The sequence below is a fragment of the Flavobacterium sp. LHD-80 genome, from assembly GCF_030929605.1.
Taxonomy (GTDB): Bacteria; Bacteroidota; Bacteroidia; order Flavobacteriales; family Flavobacteriaceae; genus Flavobacterium.
Genome location: NZ_JAVFVS010000007.1, coordinates 103,664 through 121,968, shown reverse-complemented (window position 1 = coordinate 121,968; position 18,305 = coordinate 103,664). Strand labels below are relative to the sequence as shown.

General features: G+C 34.5%; 17 protein-coding genes. 8 read left to right on the top strand and 9 right to left on the bottom strand.

The genetic code is table 11. From position 1 onward, the window contains the following. Window positions 1-62 precede the first annotated feature (62 nt). The 5 genes from panC to RB619_RS11380 all read left to right on the top strand — a co-directional run bounded on the left by panC (window position 63) and on the right by RB619_RS11380 (window position 6,010). Entirely contained in the window at window positions 63-941 is an 879-nt protein-coding gene (gene panC, locus RB619_RS11400; protein WP_308097476.1) for a pantoate--beta-alanine ligase, read from the top strand. A 14-nt stretch (window positions 942-955) separates the two neighbouring features. Beyond that, on the top strand, window positions 956-1,306 hold the full coding sequence (panD, locus tag RB619_RS11395) for an aspartate 1-decarboxylase (RefSeq protein WP_035652866.1): 351 nt from the start codon (window positions 956-958) through the stop codon (window positions 1,304-1,306). 203 nt (window positions 1,307-1,509) lie between these two features. Next, window positions 1,510-2,664, top strand: coding sequence for an alpha/beta hydrolase-fold protein (locus RB619_RS11390; RefSeq protein ID WP_308097472.1), 1,155 nt, complete (start codon window positions 1,510-1,512; stop codon window positions 2,662-2,664). Beyond that, complete coding sequence (gene radA, locus RB619_RS11385) at window positions 2,664-4,025, top strand: DNA repair protein RadA (RefSeq protein WP_308097470.1); 1,362 nt, start codon at window positions 2,664-2,666, stop codon at window positions 4,023-4,025. Before RB619_RS11390 ends, radA begins: the two co-directional genes overlap by 1 nt. Window positions 4,026-4,045: 20 nt before the next feature. After that, window positions 4,046-6,010: a transglycosylase domain-containing protein gene (locus RB619_RS11380; protein WP_308097468.1), complete on the top strand. Its 1,965-nt coding sequence runs from the start codon at window positions 4,046-4,048 to the stop codon at window positions 6,008-6,010. 291 nt (window positions 6,011-6,301) lie between these two features. Here RB619_RS11380 and RB619_RS11375 read toward each other — a convergent pair whose 3' ends face one another. The 3 genes from RB619_RS11375 to RB619_RS11365 all read right to left on the bottom strand — a co-directional run bounded on the left by RB619_RS11375 (window position 6,302) and on the right by RB619_RS11365 (window position 9,428). Continuing rightward, on the bottom strand, window positions 6,302-7,339 hold the full coding sequence (locus RB619_RS11375) for an aldo/keto reductase (protein WP_308097466.1): 1,038 nt from the start codon (window positions 7,337-7,339) through the stop codon (window positions 6,302-6,304). 261 nt (window positions 7,340-7,600) lie between these two features. After that, window positions 7,601-8,545, bottom strand: a complete 945-nt coding sequence (locus RB619_RS11370) for an OmpA family protein (RefSeq protein WP_308097464.1) — start codon at window positions 8,543-8,545, stop codon at window positions 7,601-7,603. A gap of 121 nt (window positions 8,546-8,666) precedes the next feature. Further along, window positions 8,667-9,428: an exodeoxyribonuclease III gene (locus tag RB619_RS11365; RefSeq protein ID WP_308097462.1), complete on the bottom strand. Its 762-nt coding sequence runs from the start codon at window positions 9,426-9,428 to the stop codon at window positions 8,667-8,669. A gap of 120 nt (window positions 9,429-9,548) precedes the next feature. Here RB619_RS11365 and RB619_RS11360 point away from each other — a divergent pair, with 120 nt between their 5' ends. Further along, window positions 9,549-11,351 (top strand): lysophospholipid acyltransferase family protein, encoded by a 1,803-nt coding sequence (locus tag RB619_RS11360; RefSeq protein WP_308097460.1) that lies wholly within the window; start codon window positions 9,549-9,551, stop codon window positions 11,349-11,351. Between the two features lie 80 nt (window positions 11,352-11,431). On the opposite strand, the gene RB619_RS11355 is transcribed toward RB619_RS11360, so the two are convergent. The 3 genes from RB619_RS11355 to RB619_RS11345 all read right to left on the bottom strand — a co-directional run bounded on the left by RB619_RS11355 (window position 11,432) and on the right by RB619_RS11345 (window position 13,426). Next, window positions 11,432-11,812, bottom strand: a complete 381-nt coding sequence (locus RB619_RS11355; protein ID WP_308097458.1) for a DUF805 domain-containing protein — start codon at window positions 11,810-11,812, stop codon at window positions 11,432-11,434. 189 nt (window positions 11,813-12,001) lie between these two features. Continuing rightward, the gene (locus RB619_RS11350) at window positions 12,002-12,277 is read right to left on the bottom strand and encodes a TM2 domain-containing protein (protein WP_308097456.1); all 276 of its coding nucleotides are present in this window, start codon (window positions 12,275-12,277) and stop codon (window positions 12,002-12,004) included. Between the two features lie 189 nt (window positions 12,278-12,466). Further along, window positions 12,467-13,426 carry a 2-hydroxyacid dehydrogenase gene (locus RB619_RS11345; protein WP_308097453.1) on the bottom strand — a complete coding sequence of 320 codons (960 nt, stop codon included), beginning with the start codon at window positions 13,424-13,426 and terminating at the stop codon, window positions 12,467-12,469. 158 nt (window positions 13,427-13,584) lie between these two features. Between RB619_RS11345 and nhaA the strand changes: the two genes are divergently transcribed. After that, window positions 13,585-14,736 (top strand): Na+/H+ antiporter NhaA, encoded by a 1,152-nt coding sequence (gene nhaA, locus RB619_RS11340; protein ID WP_308097451.1) that lies wholly within the window; start codon window positions 13,585-13,587, stop codon window positions 14,734-14,736. After that, the gene (locus tag RB619_RS11335; RefSeq protein WP_308097449.1) at window positions 14,733-15,032 is read left to right on the top strand and encodes an antibiotic biosynthesis monooxygenase; all 300 of its coding nucleotides are present in this window, start codon (window positions 14,733-14,735) and stop codon (window positions 15,030-15,032) included. Before nhaA ends, RB619_RS11335 begins: the two co-directional genes overlap by 4 nt. A gap of 139 nt (window positions 15,033-15,171) precedes the next feature. Here RB619_RS11335 and proC read toward each other — a convergent pair whose 3' ends face one another. The 3 genes from proC to rsmA all read right to left on the bottom strand — a co-directional run bounded on the left by proC (window position 15,172) and on the right by rsmA (window position 18,188). Next, on the bottom strand, window positions 15,172-15,957 hold the full coding sequence (proC, locus tag RB619_RS11330; RefSeq protein WP_308097447.1) for a pyrroline-5-carboxylate reductase: 786 nt from the start codon (window positions 15,955-15,957) through the stop codon (window positions 15,172-15,174). A 112-nt stretch (window positions 15,958-16,069) separates the two neighbouring features. After that, window positions 16,070-17,419, bottom strand: coding sequence for a magnesium transporter (mgtE, locus tag RB619_RS11325; protein WP_308097445.1), 1,350 nt, complete (start codon window positions 17,417-17,419; stop codon window positions 16,070-16,072). Next, a complete protein-coding gene (gene rsmA, locus RB619_RS11320; RefSeq protein WP_308097443.1) occupies window positions 17,403-18,188 on the bottom strand; it encodes a 16S rRNA (adenine(1518)-N(6)/adenine(1519)-N(6))-dimethyltransferase RsmA in 786 nt (261 codons plus the stop codon). Before rsmA ends, mgtE begins: the two co-directional genes overlap by 17 nt. Between the last annotated feature and the right edge of the window lie 117 nt (window positions 18,189-18,305).

Genomic DNA, 18,305 nt, shown 5'->3' with positions numbered 1-18,305 from the left:
ATTTTTGGTAATAAAAACGTCGCAAAATTACAAAATTTTATGCAGTTTATAACTAATATATTATGTTTGCACAAAATTTTAATAATACCGCCATGCATATTTTTTACGGTAAAGTAGCTCTGATAGCTTATTTAAAAACTATCAAAACGGCAAATTCAACTATCGGATTTGTACCAACCATGGGGGCTTTACACCAAGGGCATCTGGCTTTAATGCAGCGATCACTAAAAGAAAACAACGATACCGTTGTAAGTATTTTCGTAAACCCTACTCAGTTCAATAATCCTGAAGATTTAGAAAAATATCCTCGCACTCTTGAAGAAGATGTAAAAAAAATGAGAGGATTAAGTGACAAAATTATTTTATATGCTCCTTCAGTCGAAGATATTTATGAAGGAAACACAATTTCGCAAACATTTGATTTTGACGGATTAGAAAATCAGATGGAAGGAAAATTCAGACCAGGTCATTTTAACGGCGTTGGAACTATTGTAAAACGTCTTTTTGAGATTGTCACACCAACTAATGCCTATTTTGGAGAAAAGGATTTTCAGCAACTTCAAATTGTTAAAAAACTAGTCGAAAAAAATAATTTACCTGTAAATGTTATTGGCTGTCCAATTTTTAGAGAAGAGAACCTTTTAGCGATGAGTTCACGAAATGAACGCCTTTCTGCTGAAGAGCGAAAAGAAGCTTCAATAATATACAAAGTAATTACCGAAGCCAAAGAAATATTCCAAAAAGGCACTCCTGAGGAAACCATAAAATATGTCGAAGATGCTTTCAAAGACAATCCAAGATTCGAACTTGAATATTTTGTAATTGCTGACGAATCGACATTATTACCAATTGATCATAAAATTATAGACAAAAAATACCGTGCATTTATAGCGGTATTTGTTAATTCTATAAGGTTAATTGACACCATTTCATTAAATTAAATTACCTTTGCTGTATGCAAATTCAAGTTATAAAATCAAAAATTCATCGAGTAAAAGTTACTGGAGCTGATTTAAATTATATTGGCAGTATTACTATTGATGAAACTCTACTAGAAGCTTCAAATATTATTGAAGGCGAAAAAGTATCTATTGTCAACATTAATAATGGTGAACGTTTTGAAACTTATGCTATAAAAGGCATAAAAAATTCAGGCGAAATCACGCTTAATGGCCCGGCCGCAAGAAAGGTTCAAAAAGATGACATTATTATTATCATTTCATATGCAACCCTAGAGTTTGAAGAGGCTAAAACCTTCAAACCATGGATCATTTTCCCAAATGAAAATGATAATTCGCTGACATAAAACCTTATATCACGCTTACTTTCAATCTCAATTTGTCAAAAATATTTTGCACAAACAGATTTTCTTTTGCCTTAAATCAAAAAACGAATTAAGCGTAGGAAATCATTGCTTTTTTTTCAATCCCAAAATATCTAAAAGCAAATAAAGTATTATATTGCCATACAATTTTCAATACTTTTTAATTCACTGAAATGCCACAAATCATGAAAAAAGTTTACCTACTACTTGCATTCATCTCTGTTTCTGTTTTTTCTCAGAAAAAATTCGACAATATTAAGTCTGAAAAACTGGGAGAAGAGAGACGAATAACAATTGGGCTTCCACCTTCTTATGATGAGAAATCGGATAGAAAATATCCTGTTTTATATCTTTTAGATGGAGATTATTTATTTGATCCGTTTTCAGGAGCAGTAAGTTATGGTTCGTATTGGGACGATATCCCGGAAATGATTATTATTGGAATTCATCAAAATAAAAATGATGAACGTGAGGATGACTCAACAATTGATCAAAATGAAGGTTTGCCGTTTGAAAAAGGAGCGAAATTTTTTGAATTTATAGGTGCCGAATTAATTCCGTATGTAGAAAAAAAGTATCACACCGCGCCTTTCAGAATTATTGCCGGTCATGATATTACAGCAAGTTTTGCTAATTTTTATTTATATAAAGAAGAGCCACTTTTTAACGCATATATCTGCTTTAGCCCTGAACTTGCACCAAAAATGGAAGTTAGAATAGCGGAGAAATTTGCAAAAATCCAGAAACCGATATTCTATTATCTTTCTGCAGGAGAAGGTGACAATAAAAGAATTAAAGAACCGATTGAAAAATTAAACAGCAATATTAAAATCGCAAATAATCCGTTAGTAAATTATAAATATGAGGTTTTTAAAGGAGCGACACATTACACAGAAGTTTTACATTCTATCCCGAGTGCTTTGTACCAAATTTTTGAATCGTACAGACCAATAAATTCGGCTGAATACAATGAAAAAATTGCCGTTCTCGAATCAGGTTATTCTGATTATTTAGAAAAGAAATATGCAACAATGTCTGAAATATTAGGCTACCAAGTTCCTGTCAGAATGAGTGATTTTAAAGTAATTGAAAACATTATTTTAAAGAAAAATGCTTACGATGAGTTAGGAAAAATGGCCGAAATTGGAAACGTAAATTATCCAAAAGCCATGCTGGGCGAATATGAACTAGGATTGATGTACGAAAAAATGGGCGACCCAAAACATGCTTCAAAAAAATACCAAAATGCTTCTCAAATGGAGCCAATTGGGGATTTGAACAAAGATTTGATGTATGAGAAGATTGACGAAATGAATACGCTTGCTAAAAAAACCAAATAATGTCTAAAGTTAAAACTTCCTTTTTTTGCCAAAATTGCGGCACCCAATATTCTAAATGGCAGGGCCAATGCAACGCGTGCAAAGAATGGAATACAATTGCTGAAGAAATTATTCAAAAGCAAGAAAAAGTAGCTTGGAAAAGCGAACCAACTTCATCAAGCAAAGCGCCAAGGCCTTTAAAAATTGACGAAATTGATTCGGCGCAGGAAATTCGCATGGATACTACCGATGGCGAATTGAATCGTGTTTTAGGTGGCGGTATTGTTCCTGGATCTTTGACACTTTTGGGTGGTGAACCCGGAATTGGAAAAAGCACACTTTTACTTCAAATCTCATTAAAATTACCTTATAAAACTTTATATGTTTCTGGTGAAGAAAGTCAGAAACAAATAAAAATGCGTGCGGAAAGAATCACGCCAAATAGCGACAACTGCTATATTTTAACAGAAACAAAAACACAGAATATCTTCAAACAAATTGAAGCGATTCAACCAGAAATTGTCATTATCGATTCGATTCAGACTTTACACACTGATTATATTGAATCGACCGCTGGAAGTATTTCTCAAATTAGAGAAACTACTGCCGAATTGATCAAATTTGCTAAAGAAACCAACATTCCAGTTATTTTAATTGGACATATTACCAAAGATGGAAACATTGCCGGACCAAAAATTCTTGAGCATATGGTAGATACTGTTCTTCAATTTGAAGGAGATAGAAATCATATCTATAGAATTTTACGTTCACTGAAAAACCGTTTTGGTTCTACATCAGAACTTGGAATTTATGAAATGCTAGGAAGCGGTTTGCGCGAAGTAAGCAATCCGTCAGAAATATTGATTTCGCACAAAGACGAAGAATTATCAGGAACTGCAATTGCCACAACTCTTGAAGGCATGCGCCCATTGATGATTGAAATTCAATCTTTGGTGAGCACGGCGGTTTATGGAACGCCTCAAAGAAGCACAACAGGCTACAATGCCAAAAGACTCAACATGATCTTGGCCGTTCTAGAAAAAAGAGCCGGATTTCGCTTAGGCGCAAAAGACGTTTTTTTGAATGTAACAGGCGGAATTTCTGTTGATGATCCAGCAATCGACCTTGCCGTTGTTGCCGCTATTTTGTCATCAAACGAAGATATTCCAGTTGGAAAAGGTTTTTGTTTTGCAGGCGAAGTTGGATTATCTGGCGAAATTCGTCCAGTAAATCGCGTAGACCAGCGCATTCAAGAAGCCGAAAAATTAGGTTTCGACACCATTTTTGTTTCTAAATACAACAAAATAGCTTTAAAAAATACAGGAATCAAAATTGAATTGGTTGCTAAAATTGAAGATGTTGCCAGTATTCTCTTTGGGTAATTTCTATTAAAAATACCACTATGAATTTTCCAAAACAAAAAATATTCAAAGCGCTAAAAATACTTGCTGTATTATTGGTTTTGCTTTGCATCGGGTTGTACTTTTTTCGCAATTCACTTTTAAAACAAGCTATTGCAAAAGTTACCCATAAAATGGCGGTTGACTACAACAGCGATTTTTCAATTAAAGAAGCTTCTTTCAACGGCTTATCAACAATCAAACTTACAGATGTTGTTTTGGTACCTAAAAATGCCGACACGCTTGTTAAGATTCAAAAAATTGAAACAAGCATCAGTTTGAGCAATTTATTGATTGGCGATGTTCAGGTTGGTACTTTAAAAGTGAACAACGGCTACATTCAATTAGTAAAAAAAGGAAAAATTCGAAACTTTGACGCCTTCTTAAAAAGAAACAGTGATGATTCTGAAAAAAGCGAAAAACGCAAATATGGCGCTTTTGCCTACCGAATTATTTCAAAATTGCTGAATTTGGTTCCGACTGACATGAATTTGGAAAACTTCCGATTCAAAATTGATGACAACGGGAAAAAAGCTTCTATTGCTGTCAATAAATTAGTTTTAAACAACAAACAGCTCGAAACTAATCTTCATGTTCAAAGCAAAGATTTTGATCAGCGCTGGAACATTAAAGGTTTTGCTGATCCAAGAAATGAAAAAGCAGACATTCGTTTTTTCAATCTAGATACTGGCGCCATTCGTGTGCCTTATTTGGATGAACGTTATAATCTAAAAGCTAGTTTTGATTCGATCCGATTAAATGTCGAAAAAATTGATAAAAGTGGCAGCGAACTACATATTGACGGTTTTACTTCGATCACCAATTTAAAAATCAATCACCCAAAAATTGCCAGCAAAGATGTTGTGATCAAAAATGCACGCTTTGATTACCGCTTTTTATTAGGAGATAATTTCATTTCGATAGACAGCACCTCAACAATGCAGTTGAATAAAATCAAAGTGAAACCTTATATTTCATATGACACTGAAGAAGATACCGTTTATACTTTGAAAGTTGATATTCCAAAAATGAAAGCGCAAGATTTTATCGTTTCGCTTCCTGATGGTTTATTTACACATTTTCAAGGAATGCAAGCCACCGGAAATTTTGATTATAAACTGGATTTCAAATTCAACAAAAACAAACCAAACACACTTGTTTTTGACAGTAAATTGAACAAAGAAGATTTACGAATTACAAAATATGGCGAAGCCGATTTAAATAAATTAAACGGCGAATTTGTCTATCGTGCAATTATTCAAAATGTATTGCAACGCCCCGTTTTAGTCGGAAATGCAAATCCAAATTATACACCTTTAGATCAAATTTCACCTTATTTAAGAAAATGTGTTCTTACGACAGAAGATCCATCTTTCTTTTCGCATCGTGGCTTTATAAATGAAGCTTTCAAACAGTCCATTCTGAAAAATATTAGAACTAAAAAATTCTCTCGTGGTGCGAGCACAATCAGCATGCAATTGATTAAAAATGTGTTTTTAACCCGAGAAAAAACGCTTTCGCGAAAGCTTGAAGAAATTCTATTAGTTTACATTTTAGAAAACAACCGAATTGTAAGCAAGGAAAGAATGTTGGAAGTGTATTTCAACATTATCGAATGGGGACCAAATGTTTACGGAATTGGTGAAGCGAGTCATTTTTACTTCCAAAAAAGCCCTTCTGACTTAAACGTAGATGAATGTTTGTATTTGGCAACGATTATTCCGAAACCAAGAAAATTCATGTATCAGTTTAATGATCAGGGTAACTTAAAAGATTACGCTTTGAAAAACCAGAAATTCCTAAAAAATCTGATGTTTAGAAGAGGACTTTTAGTTCCCGAAGATACTATTGGACAATTGCCAGTTTATATTTCTGGAAATGCGCGTTCTTTAATTAAAATCAAAGCACCGGATTCAACTGCGGTTAAAAATGATTCTTTGGCTGTTGATGATGAATTTGATTTGTAGCTTTTTGCCACAAAGACACTAAGACACAAAGTTTTTTTGTTTTTAGTCTCGCAAAGTCGCAGAGTCGCAAAGTTTTTCTATAGCCCTTAACTTTGGTTAGGGGAAAAGATCGAAATAGAAAAGGGCTTTAGCCAAACCAGTAAAGTTTGGCTAAAGCCCTTTTTTTGCGTTTATATTTTCATCCAGCTAAAGCTGGACGCTATAAATTGAAAAAATTAAACTTGGCGACTCTGCGACTTTGCGAGATTAAAATAAACCTTCGTGGCTTAGTGCCTTCGTGGCAAAAAAAACTTAAGGAGCCGGATCAGGAATAATTGCCTGAACAGCATCAATTTCAGTCAGTATTTCTTTAGAAAGCACTACGTCAATAGTATCGATATTTTCTTTTAATTGTTCCAATGTTGTAGCGCCAATAATCGCACTTGTCAAAAATGGCTGTTGCAACACAAATCCCATTGCTAATTGCGTCAATGTTAATCCGTGTTTTTGAGCAATTTCCTGATACAATTTTGTCGCTTGTGTACATTGTTCGCTATTGTAACGTTTGTATTGCGGAAAAAGATTAATTCTCGCTTTCGGATGACTTTCTCCTGTTAAAAATTTCCCTGTAAGAACACCAAATGCTAACGGCGAATAAGCCAGCAAACCAACATTTTCATATTTTGAAACTTCAGCCGAATTCACTTCAAAAAGTCGGTTCAATAAATTATACGGATTTTGAACGGTTTTGATTCTTGGCAAATTATTGTATTTACTTTCTTCCAAAAGACGCATCATCCCCCATGAATTTTCGTTTGAAACGCCAATGTGTTTGATTTTTCCTTCTTTGATTAATCCGTCAAAAGTTTCAAGGATTTCTCTGAAATTATCTTCCCAAGCATCATTATGTCCGTGAAAAGCGCGCTGCCCGAAATTATTGGTTTTTCTTTCCGGCCAATGCATTTGGTACAAATCAATATAATCTGTCTGAAGTCTTTTTAAACTGTTTTCAACCGCGAATTTTATACTCGTAGGCGAAAAATCCAATTTCTCGCGCATATAACCAAAACTCGGATTTGGACCAGCAATTTTTGATGCCAAAATTACTTTATCACGATTTCCTGATTTCTTAAACCATGTTCCAATAATTTTCTCTGTACTTCCGTAAGTCGCTTCGCTTGCCGGAACTGAATACATTTCGGCTGTATCGAAGAAATTAACGCCTCTTTCGAGTGCATAATCCATTTGAGCGTGCCCCTCGGCTTCTGTATTTTGCTGACCAAAAGTCATTGTTCCGAGATTGATTTTACTAACTTTTATATCGGTGTTTGGTAATGTAGTGTAGATCATTTTTTTAAGATGCTAAGGTTCTAAGTTGCTAAGATGCTAAGTTTTTTTCTTTCGAATAGTTATTTTCAAAGATACAACGGTATTTCTCAAATGAAAATGCGACAAAAGTTAAAAAATCTACAAGATTATTTTTTTGAGGTTCTAAGGGACTAAGATTCTAAGGCACTAAGGTTTTTCTATTTTTAAACAAAAAGGGTTCAAAGTAAAACTTTGAACCCTTTTATAAACCTTAGCATCTTAGTCCCTTAGAACCTCAGCACCTTAATTAATACTATTAAGCATCTCAGCAATTTCATCTAATCTTGGTGTCAAGATAATTTCGATTCTTCGGTTTTTCGCTTTTCCTTCTGGAGTTGCGTTGCTTGCCAAAGGAGAAAATTCGCTTCTTCCCGCTGCTGTTAATTTTTGTTTGTTGATTTTAGTATTTTCACTTAAAATAGCTACAATTGCTGTTGCTCTTTTAGTCGACAAATCCCAGTTGTTTGCAATTGGTCCAGAGCCCGCATATGGATCATCATCTGTATGTCCTTCAATTAAAACAGAAAGATCTGGATTGTCGCCTAAAACTTTTCCAAGTTCTACAACCGCTTTTCTTCCTTCTGTTCCAACCGCCCAACTTCCTGAATTGAAAAGCAATTTGTTCTCCATAGAAACATATACTTTTCCGTTTTTCTGTTCAACTGTCAAACCTTTTCCTTCAAAACCATTTAAAGCTTTAGATAAAGTTTCTTTCAGTTTTCGCATCGATTCTTCTTTCGCCGCAATCATGTCTTCAAGTTCTTTCAAACGGCTTGCAGTTTTGTCTAAGCGAGCTTGCTCATCAGCAAGTTTTTTAGATTTTGCTTCTAATTGCGCCAATAAATCACGGTTTTTCGCCATGTTGCTTTCTAATGCATCGTTGCTGTTTTTCTCTAATGCATTATACGAATCCTGCAAAACTTTGTATTTTTTTTGCTCCGCTGCAAGATCAGCTTTTTGCTTTGCAAGATCATCTTTTGTACTTACCAAATCTTTAGTTAGTTTGTCTTTATCTAATTCTAACTGATTTTTTGCGGTTTTCAATCCTGCATTTTCATCAGCTATAGAACGGTTTTCTTTTTTTAAATCTGAATATTTCGTTTCAAGATCGTTGTAAATCTTTTTGGATACACATGAAGTTGCAGACAAAGCTAAAACTACTAATCCGATGGAGGCTTTTTTAATCATTTTACTTTTTGGTTTTTATTTGGGGCTTTATTAATAAATATCAAAATTCAATGGCGATTTCAAAATTCAATTTTTTAAACTTCAAAACTTTCCATTCCTTCAACAAGAACAATACCAAACTTTACTCGATTTCGACTAAAACTGGGCAATGATCTGAGTGAACAGCGTCTGGAAGAATAACAGCACGTTTCAAGCGATGTCCCATTGAATCGCTTACTAGATTATAATCAATACGCCAGCCTTTATTATTTCCTCTGGCTCCAGCACGGTAACTCCACCATGAATAATGATGCGGATCTTTATTGAAATGACGGAAACTATCGATAAAACCTGATTTCATAAAAGTGTCAAGCCAAGCACGTTCTGCAGGCAAAAATCCAGAAACCGTTTTATTGCGAACAGGATCATGAATATCAATTGCTTCATGGCAAATATTATAATCACCGCAGATGATCAAATTCGGAATTGTTAGTTTTAACTCGTTGATATACGTTTGAAAATCGTCCATGAACATAAATTTATGATCCAATCTTTCAATATTAGTTCCTGACGGAAGGTATAAACTCATTACAGAACAGTCCTCAAAATCGGCACGCAAATTACGCCCTTCAAAATCCATATGATGAATTCCTGTTCCGTACACAACCGCTTTTGGTTCAATTTTAGATAATATTGCAACACCGCTATACCCTTTTTTAGTCGCTGGATAATAATATTGATACGGGTAACCCGCCGCTGTTATAGCCTCAACAGGAATTTGATCCTGAGTCGCTTTAATTTCCTGAAGACAGATAACATCCGGATTTGCAGCTTCTAGCCATTCAATAAAACCTTTTGTAATTGCAGCACGAATTCCGTTTACATTATAAGAAATAATTTTCATCTTGGTAATTTTTTTAGGATTCCAAATGTAATAAAAAAGTGGAAAGTTTATAATTGAATAAAGGAAAAGTAGAGTTTTTTGTTATCTTTGTTCGCTGCTCTAATAATTTAAAAATAGTACATGGGTTTAGTTACCGCGAAAGAAGTTGCAAAGGCAATAAATGTTGATAAGTACGGAGTATTCGGTACTTTTTCAGGCTGGATTCTTATGAAGGTTCTTAAGATCTCGACCCTTAATAAAATTTACGATCGAAATAAACATTTGGAAGACCTTGCGTTTTTGAACGGAATTTTGGATGAGATGGAAATCAAATTCGAAATCCCAGAAGAAGATTTAAAACGTCTGCCAAAGGATGGTGCTTACATTACTATTTCAAATCACCCACTTGGAGGAATTGACGGGATTTTGCTTTTGAAATTAATGCTTGAGAGAGAACCAAATTTCAAAATCATTGCCAATTTCCTTTTACATAGAATTGTTCCGATGAAAAAATACATTATGCCGGTTAATCCTTTTGAAAATCACAAGGATGCTAAATCGAGCGTAATTGGCATCAAAGAAACGTTGCGTCATTTAAGCGACGGGAAACCTCTAGGAATTTTTCCGGCCGGTGAAGTTTCGACCTACAAAGACGGAAAATTAGTAGTTGACAAACCATGGGAAGAAGGTGCTTTGAAATTAATCAGAAAAGCAAAAGTTCCTGTTGTACCTATTTATTTTCATGCCAAAAACAGTAAATTATTCTACTGGCTTTCAAAAATTGACGATACTTTACGTACAGCAAAACTTCCATCTGAATTGCTTACACAAAAAGACCGCGTAATCAAAGTTCGTATTGGAAAACCAATTTCTGTAAACGAACAAAACGAAATTGAATCGTTTGAAGAATACTCAGAATTTTTAAGAAAGAAAACCTATATGCTTGCTAATCCTTTTGAAAAGGATACCAAATTAATCGACACAGCAAGTTTAAAAATCTCGAAAGCACCTAAAAAAATCGCAACTCCGGCTAACGAATCAAAAATGATTGCCGAAGTTGATGCTTTAAGAAATAGTGATTGCCGTTTATTGCAGAGCAAAAACTACGAAGTGTTTTTTGCCAGAGCAAAATCAATTCCTAATATTTTACATGAAATTGGCCGTTTGCGCGAAATCACTTTCCGTGAAGTGGGCGAAGGAACAAACGAATCGATCGATTTAGATAAATTTGATCAATATTATCACCATATGTTTTTATGGAATGATGAAACCAAGAAAATTGCTGGCGCTTACCGCATGGGATTGGGTTCTGAAATTTACCCAAAATATGGAATTGAAGGTTTTTATTTGAATGATCTTTTTAGATTTGAAACTGAACTTCACGACATGATGCACAAATCTATCGAAATGGGGCGTGCTTTCATCATACGTGAATATCAGCAAAAACCAATGCCTTTATTCTTGCTTTGGAAAGGGATTATTCATACTACTTTACGTCATCCAGAACACAAATATTTATTGGGAGGTGTGAGCATCAGCAATCAATTCTCTGATTTCTCTAAATCGTTGATGATTGAATTTATGAAGTCAAATTATTATGATCCTTATATTGCACAATATATTCATCCGAAGAAAGCCTATAAAGTAAAACTGAAAGATGCTGATAAAGACTTTATTTTTGATGAAGCCGAATCTGATTTGAATAAATTTGACAAGATAATTGACGAATTGGAACCAGGAAATTTACGTTTGCCGGTTTTAATTAAAAAGTATATCAAACAAAACGCAAGAGTTGTTGCTTTCAATGTCGATCCTTTATTCAATAATGCTGTCGACGGTTTAATGTATATTAGAATTGCCGATATTCCAGAAAGCACAATGAAACCTGTTATCGAAGAGTTTCAAATTGAGTTAGAGAAAAAGCTCTTTGAAAAAGAAGATTAGTAGTTTTAAAACATAAAAAAATCCCATCCGCCGTGGCGGATGGGATTTTTTTATTACAATTTTTGTTTAAAACTTATGAATTATTCTTTACCAATTTCATCCATTTCTTCAAATTGATTTTTTGGATCGGAACCATATTGATTAGGACCTTTTTCTCCTTCTGTAGCAAGTAAAATAATATTATAAATTGGAATAAGTATATACCATCCGCTTTTTCCTATATCATGCATTCTTCTTATTGCAACAGCGGTTCCAGGAATCATAACTGCTAAACTATATATTAAACCAATTATTCCCGTTTCACCAGCTCCAAACGTTAAACCAGCAACATTATCAATAATCTGTAAGATAATTGAAATAATAAAATTTCCTAAAATAAACATCCAATATTCTCTTCTTCTAGCTCTTCCATTAAAATTCGCATAATTTTCAAGAACTACTTTTTTGTACATTTCTAACATAACAAATCTTTATAAGTTTCCCCTACTCTTAAGGATTTTCGGTTACTCCACCACTTTTTAATACAGTGTAAGATTAACTTAATTAAGATTTTTTTTAAGAAACGAAAAGACATTGTTGTATCAGAAAAAGTTCTTTTTCACTGATAAAAAAAATCCCATTCGTTACGGTGAATGGGATTTTTAAATATTTTAGAACCAGCCTCTGTAACCGACTTGATAAGTCTGATAAAACTCTTCGTCTGTTTTTGTCAAGTATATAATTCCTTCTATAAGACCAATCAAACCACCAACGCCGCACATTAAGCCTAAAAGCAGATGAATAACGCCTTCCTTGGTGTATCCTAAATAAAATTTATGAATTCCAAGAATACCAACTAAAATAGCCAGAATTCCCGCTGAAATTTTTTTATTTTCTTCTCTAGGCCTTGATGGAGTATTCCAAGCCTCATACTTTGTATTTTCCATTTTTTATCAGATTTATTAAAACCTACTCTTTTAAGGATTTTCGGTGGCTCCTTTTCAAAAATATTGTTAAAAATGCAGTAACAATATTAAAGAAAAATAACTTTAAAAACTAATCAGAGATGTCAAATTTACAGAAAATACTTATCGCAAAATCACCTTAACAATATAATAAAGTGCTGACCTTAAAAACTATGCCCTTGTAGGTTTTGAATAAACCTTCTTGATCTTATCGACAATTACCTGAGCCAAACGTTCATGGCTTTCAAAAGTCCATCCTGCGATATGTGGCGTTAGTAAAACGTTTTTGGCTTCCAGCAAATATTGAAAGGCTTCTGGTGTATTTTTATCCTGGAAGAGTGTTTCAAAAGATAATTTCTCGTACTCCAAAACATCCAAACCTGCACCTAAGACCTTTTTAGACTTCATAGCTTCAACTAAATCTGCTGTCACGATATTTTTGCCACGCGAAGTATTTATAATCCAAAATGGCTTCGAAAATGCGTTTATAAAATTTGCGTCAACCATTTTGTCTGTTTCTGGCGTCCAAGGCAAATGAAGACTCAAAACATCAGCTCTTTTTTGAAGTTCCTGCAATGAAACTTGTTTTGCATTTTCATCTCCAATATTTTCCAAAATATCATAAAACAAAACTTCGGTTTCAAAACCACGAAGTTTTTTGGCGAAAGCTTTCCCCATATTTCCGTATCCAATGATCCCAACCGTTTTCCCGTCTAATTCATGACCGCGATTGCTTTCACGATTCCAATGTCCCGCTTTGATCTCGGCGTCGGCCTGATTTAAATTATTAAAAAGCGATAAAATTACGCCAAGCGAATGTTCTGCAACTGCATTTCGATTTCCTTCTGGAGCCGCGATTAAGTGAATTCCTTTCGTTTCAGCATAATCACAATCAATACTTTCAAGGCCTGCGCCCACTCTGGCAATAAATTGCAAGTTAGTTGCATTATCTAAAAAAGTCTTGTCAATCTTGAATCGGCTTCGAATTACAATTCCGTTATAATCTTTAATTTTAGCTTCGATTTCTTCTTTCGAAGATTTAAAATCGGCATGATTTTCAAAACCCGCTTCTTCTAATTGATTCCATAAAATAGGATTATTGCTGTCTATGTGAAGAATTTTTATGCTCATTATTGTTGAATTTTATCTAAAGCAAAAATACGGTTAATTTAATCTCGTAAAGTCGCAGAATCGCAAAGTTTTTTTATTGGTCAGAATTTCTTTAACTTTGAAGATACAAGCCTTCGAAGAAATTCCTTCCCTTTTAAATCTTCAAAACCTTTTCTCAAATGAAATTAACCGTGACTTTTAATTCTTTCTTCAATAACGAAAAATCTGGAGGGCTGCTTTTACTATTTGTAACAATATGTTCGTTGTACTTAGCAAATTCAGCTTATGCCACAGAATATGTTGCTTTTTGGGAAAAAGATTTGGGAGGACATTCTATTACGCATTGGATTAATGACGGTTTAATGACCATTTTTTTTCTTTTAATTGGTTTAGAATTAGAACGTGAAATTTATCACGGAGAATTATCCAACATAAAAAATGCTTCATTGCCAATTATGGCTGCTCTTGGAGGTATGCTGGTTCCTGCCGCGATTTTTCTGGCTTTAAATTTTGGTACCGCAACTCAAAACGGAGCAGGAATTCCAATGGCGACCGATATTGCTTTTGCAATCGGGATTTTATCTCTATTAGGAAAAAAAGTTTCACCATCACTAAAGGTATTTTTAACCGCTCTCGCCGTGATCGATGATTTGGGTGCTATAATTGTTATTGCCGTTTTTTACACCAAATCAATTGCCTTTGTAAATCTTGCAATCGCTTTAGCAATTTGGGGTTTTCTTTTTATTCTGAATCGAATGAAAGTCAACAATATTATTCCGTATTTAATTGGCGGCATAGTAATGTGGTATTTTATGCTGAATTCTGGAGTGCATGCAACAATTACGGGTGTTATTTTAGCGTTTGTAATTCCGTTTGGAGATGGCAGCGAAAATTCATCTTCTTATAAACTGCAGCATTTTCTACATAAACCTGTTGCTTTTATCATATTGCCTTTGTTTGCCATTGCAAATACTTGTATTGCGATAACAAACGATTGGCACGAAGGATTAAATCATCCAAACACCTTTGGAATAATCCTTGGATTAGTTATTGGAAAACCGCTCGGAATTGTTCTATTTTCTTCTATTGGAGTAACAGCCGGATTATGTGCGTTGCCAAAAAACTTAAAATGGTCACATCTTTTAGGAGCCGGAATGCTAGGCGGAATTGGTTTTACAATGTCCATTTTTATTACCATTTTAGCCTTTAAAGATCCTGAAACAATTGTTTTTTCTAAAATTGCTATTTTAATTGCGTCGTTGCTTTCGGGATTTTTTGGATTCGTATTTTTAAAATACACTTTGAACAAGAAATTAAATTCAAGATTATGATCGCAAGAATCTGGCACGGAAAAACAAAAGTTGAAGATTATGAAGTTTACACCGAATTTATGATCAAAACTGCCATTCCTGATTATGAAAAAACACAGGGATTTGTGAAACTTTCCTTTTTAAGAAACATCAAAAACAACGAAGGGCATTTTACGCTTATAACGTATTGGGAAAACCTAGAAGTAATCAAGAATTTCGCTGGAGAAGATTTTGAAAAAGCAAAGTATTATCCCGAAGATGAACAGTTTCTTTTAGAATTTGAAGAAAAGGTAGAGCATTTTGAGGTTTTTGCTTAGAAAAAGCTCCAATTACCCGCAATATTGTCATTCCTCGTTCCTCGGAATGACATACAGGGCTCAACTCTCAAAAATAAAAAATTCCAAACCCCAACTAAAGTATTGGAATTTGGAATTTGAGTATTTAAATATTGTTATTTTATTTCAGTAAACCTTTTATCTGTTTCAAAGAAGTTTTGATTCCTTTTATCAGAGACGAACTAAAGCCGTTGTGTTCCATTTCATTCAAACCAACAATTGTACAGCCTTGAGGCGTTGTTACACGGTCGATTAATTGTTCTGGGTGCACTTTTTCCTCTAATAACATTTTTGCAGCTCCTTTTGCTGTTTGTGCGGCAATTGCCAAAGCTGTACTGGAATCAAATCCTATTTCGATTCCGGCTTGCATAGATGCACGAATGTAACGTAATGCATATGCCGTTCCGCAGGCGCCCAAAACCGTTGCCGCATCCATCAATTTTTCATCGATAACTGGAGCAGTCCCCAAATCTTGGAACAAATCTACAATTGGCATCGCCTCTTCACGATCTGTTTCAGGAAAAGAAATACAAGTTGCCGATTCTCCAAATTGCGCAGCAATATTTGGCATAATACGCACAACCGGATATTCATTATTAGTTTTCTCCTGAAGCATATCCAACGACAATCCACTTACTGCAGAAGCGATTGTTTTATCTTTAATTACAGGCAAAATTTCAGCCAAAACCGTATCAACCTGATAAGGCTTTATAGTCAAAATTACAACATCTGCTTCCTGAATATTGTGTTTATTATCGTTAGACACCGTAATTCCGTATTCAGACAAATACTGAATACTTGCAGTGTTTCTTCTTGTAACTGTAACTTGATTGTTTTTTGAAAATTTAGCAATTCCCAAGGCAATAGAAACGCCAAGGTTTCCTCCTCCAATAATGTGTACTTTCATCTGCTTGGTTTTAATTTATTTCTGGCTGATTAACACCTAATTCTTCAGATTGCAAATTACATAGAATTTAAAGATTTTAAATCACTCCAATCTATTAATTTGTGCCAAAAATCTAAAACCCAAGAATCATTTTGGCAACTCCAAAATAGAGCATAATTCCGAATACATCATTAGTTGTAGTAATAAATGGACCCGTTGCAATTGCCGGATCGATTTTATTTTTATGAAGAAAAAGCGGTACCAATGTCCCTAAAGTTGCGGCAAACAAAATCACAACAATCATAGAGATCGAAATTGCCATTCCGACCAAATATTGTTGATACATAACCGAATGATATCCTAAAAGAAGCAATGAAATAATGCTTCCAGAAATCATTGAAACGGTAAGTTCTTTGCTAAAATAACTGCGACTGAATTCTTTCAAAGTTCCATTTGCCAAACCTTGAACTACGATTGCCGAAGCCTGAACTCCAATATTTCCAGCCGTTGCTGATAAAAGAGGCACGAAAATAATTAAGGTTGAATATTTTTGGAAAGCGCTTTCGTTATCTTTCAACACAAATGACGCGACAATCTCAATTACCATTCCGATTAAAAGCCAAGGCAAACGTGCTTTTGTTAACTCCAAAACACTGTCATTACTTTCAATATCTTGCGTAATACCGGCTGCTAATTGGTAATCTTTATCGGCTTCATCTTTGATCACGTCTACGATATCATCAATTGTAATTCTTCCGACCAATCGTCCAAGTTCATCTACAACTGGAATTGCCTCCAAATCGTATTTCTGCATGATACGAGCGACCTCAACATCTTCGGTATCAACGTTTACAAAATTTAGCTTTCGGATATAAATATCTCCAATTTGCGTTTTGGTAGAAGTTGTCAATAAATCTTTAAGAGATAATCTGCCTTTTAAACGATTTTCATCATCAACAACATAAATCGAATGTACTCTGGAAACATTCTCTGCCTGAATTCGCATTTCTTTTACGCAGGTCAAAACATTCCAATTTTCATTGACTTTTACAAGCTCTTTACCCATCAAACCACCCGCCGTGTTTTCATCGTAACGTAGTAATTCGACGATATCTTTTGCGTGTTCAACATCGACTAACTCCGAGATAACTTCTGCTTTGATGTCCTGCGAAAGTTCCGCGATGATATCGGCAGCATCATTTGTTTCAAGCTCATCAAGCTCTTCTGCAATTTCTTTTGGTGAAAGTCGGCTTAAGATATTTTCACGCAGATCTTCTTCTAATTCAAGAAGAATTTCGGCTGTTTTGTCACTATCTAAAACTTTAAAAATGTAGGTTGCTTCATCAAAATCTAATTCTTCAAGAATTTCGGCGATATCAGCATGGTGAAGATCATTAAGTAAAATTTCAAGTTCGTTGTCATTTTTCTTAACGATATGTTCCTCTAGTTGTTGGATAAATTCTTTGCTAACTTTGAACTCCATCGGCTTCTATTTTTTGAGTCAAAACAATAAATTCGTCAACGCTAAGCTGCTCAGGACGTTTATCAAAGATAGTGTCTTCTCGCAAATTATCTGATAAATTTAATGTTTTCAAACTGTTACGTAATGTTTTTCGTCTTTGTTGAAAAGCCGTTTTTACAACCGTAAAAAATAACTTTTCACCACAAGGAAGACTATAATCTTCCTTTCGGGTCATTTTCATCACACCCGACTTGACCTTGGGCGGAGGAATAAAAACATTTTCGCTTACAGTAAACAAATACTCAGTATCATAGAAAGCCTGTGCCAGCACAGACAAGATTCCGTAGGTTTTTGATCCTTTTTTTTCACAGATTCGCTCTGCAACTTCCTTTTGAAACATTCCTGAAAATTCAGGAATTTGATCTCTAAACTCAAGCGTTCTAAAAACAATTTGAGAAGAAATATTATATGGGAAATTGCCAATTATAGCAAACTGTTTGTTTTCGTAAATCTGATTTATATTGTATTTCAGAAAGTCTTCTGAAATGATATTGTCTTTTAATTTTGGGTAATTCGCATCTAGATACGCAACAGATTCTGTATCAATTTCGATCACTCGTGTATGAACAGGCTTGTCAAGTAAATATTTAGTAAGCACACCCATCCCTGGCCCTATTTCAAGCACCTCATCATATCCCTTAAAAGTCAAAGTATCGGCAATTGCTTTTGCGATGCTTTCGTCTTTAAGGAAATGCTGTCCTAAATGTTTTTTGGCTTTTACTTTTTCCATTTTCTTACTTGTTTTGCCACGAGGGCGCAAAAGTATTCTTTTTGATGCTACGGGTCAAAGCTTATTTCACTTTTTTTGTCATAAAGACTCAAAGTCACAAAGCTTTATATTCTTTTG

Bases quoted from the DNA above. Each gene is read 5' to 3' on its own strand.
- RB619_RS11335 (WP_308097449.1), top strand. From the start codon at position 14,733: ATGATCGCAAGAATCTGGCACGGAAAAACAAAAGTTGAAGATTATGAA.
- panC (WP_308097476.1), top strand. From the start codon at position 63: ATGTTTGCACAAAATTTTAATAATACCGCCATGCATATTTTTTACGGT.
- RB619_RS11345 (WP_308097453.1), bottom strand. From the start codon at position 13,426: ATGAGCATAAAAATTCTTCACATAGACAGCAATAATCCTATTTTATGG.
- mgtE (WP_308097445.1), bottom strand. From the start codon at position 17,419: ATGGAGTTCAAAGTTAGCAAAGAATTTATCCAACAACTAGAGGAACAT.
- rsmA (WP_308097443.1), bottom strand. From the start codon at position 18,188: ATGGAAAAAGTAAAAGCCAAAAAACATTTAGGACAGCATTTCCTTAAA.
- RB619_RS11360 (WP_308097460.1), top strand. From the start codon at position 9,549: ATGGGTTTAGTTACCGCGAAAGAAGTTGCAAAGGCAATAAATGTTGAT.
- radA (WP_308097470.1), top strand. From the start codon at position 2,664: ATGTCTAAAGTTAAAACTTCCTTTTTTTGCCAAAATTGCGGCACCCAA.
- RB619_RS11375 (WP_308097466.1), bottom strand. From the start codon at position 7,339: ATGATCTACACTACATTACCAAACACCGATATAAAAGTTAGTAAAATC.
- panD (WP_035652866.1), top strand. From the start codon at position 956: ATGCAAATTCAAGTTATAAAATCAAAAATTCATCGAGTAAAAGTTACT.
- RB619_RS11350 (WP_308097456.1), bottom strand. From the start codon at position 12,277: ATGGAAAATACAAAGTATGAGGCTTGGAATACTCCATCAAGGCCTAGA.
- nhaA (WP_308097451.1), top strand. From the start codon at position 13,585: ATGAAATTAACCGTGACTTTTAATTCTTTCTTCAATAACGAAAAATCT.
- RB619_RS11380 (WP_308097468.1), top strand. From the start codon at position 4,046: ATGAATTTTCCAAAACAAAAAATATTCAAAGCGCTAAAAATACTTGCT.
- RB619_RS11355 (WP_308097458.1), bottom strand. From the start codon at position 11,812: ATGTTAGAAATGTACAAAAAAGTAGTTCTTGAAAATTATGCGAATTTT.
- RB619_RS11370 (WP_308097464.1), bottom strand. From the start codon at position 8,545: ATGATTAAAAAAGCCTCCATCGGATTAGTAGTTTTAGCTTTGTCTGCA.
- proC (WP_308097447.1), bottom strand. From the start codon at position 15,957: ATGAAAGTACACATTATTGGAGGAGGAAACCTTGGCGTTTCTATTGCC.
- RB619_RS11365 (WP_308097462.1), bottom strand. From the start codon at position 9,428: ATGAAAATTATTTCTTATAATGTAAACGGAATTCGTGCTGCAATTACA.
- RB619_RS11390 (WP_308097472.1), top strand. From the start codon at position 1,510: ATGAAAAAAGTTTACCTACTACTTGCATTCATCTCTGTTTCTGTTTTT.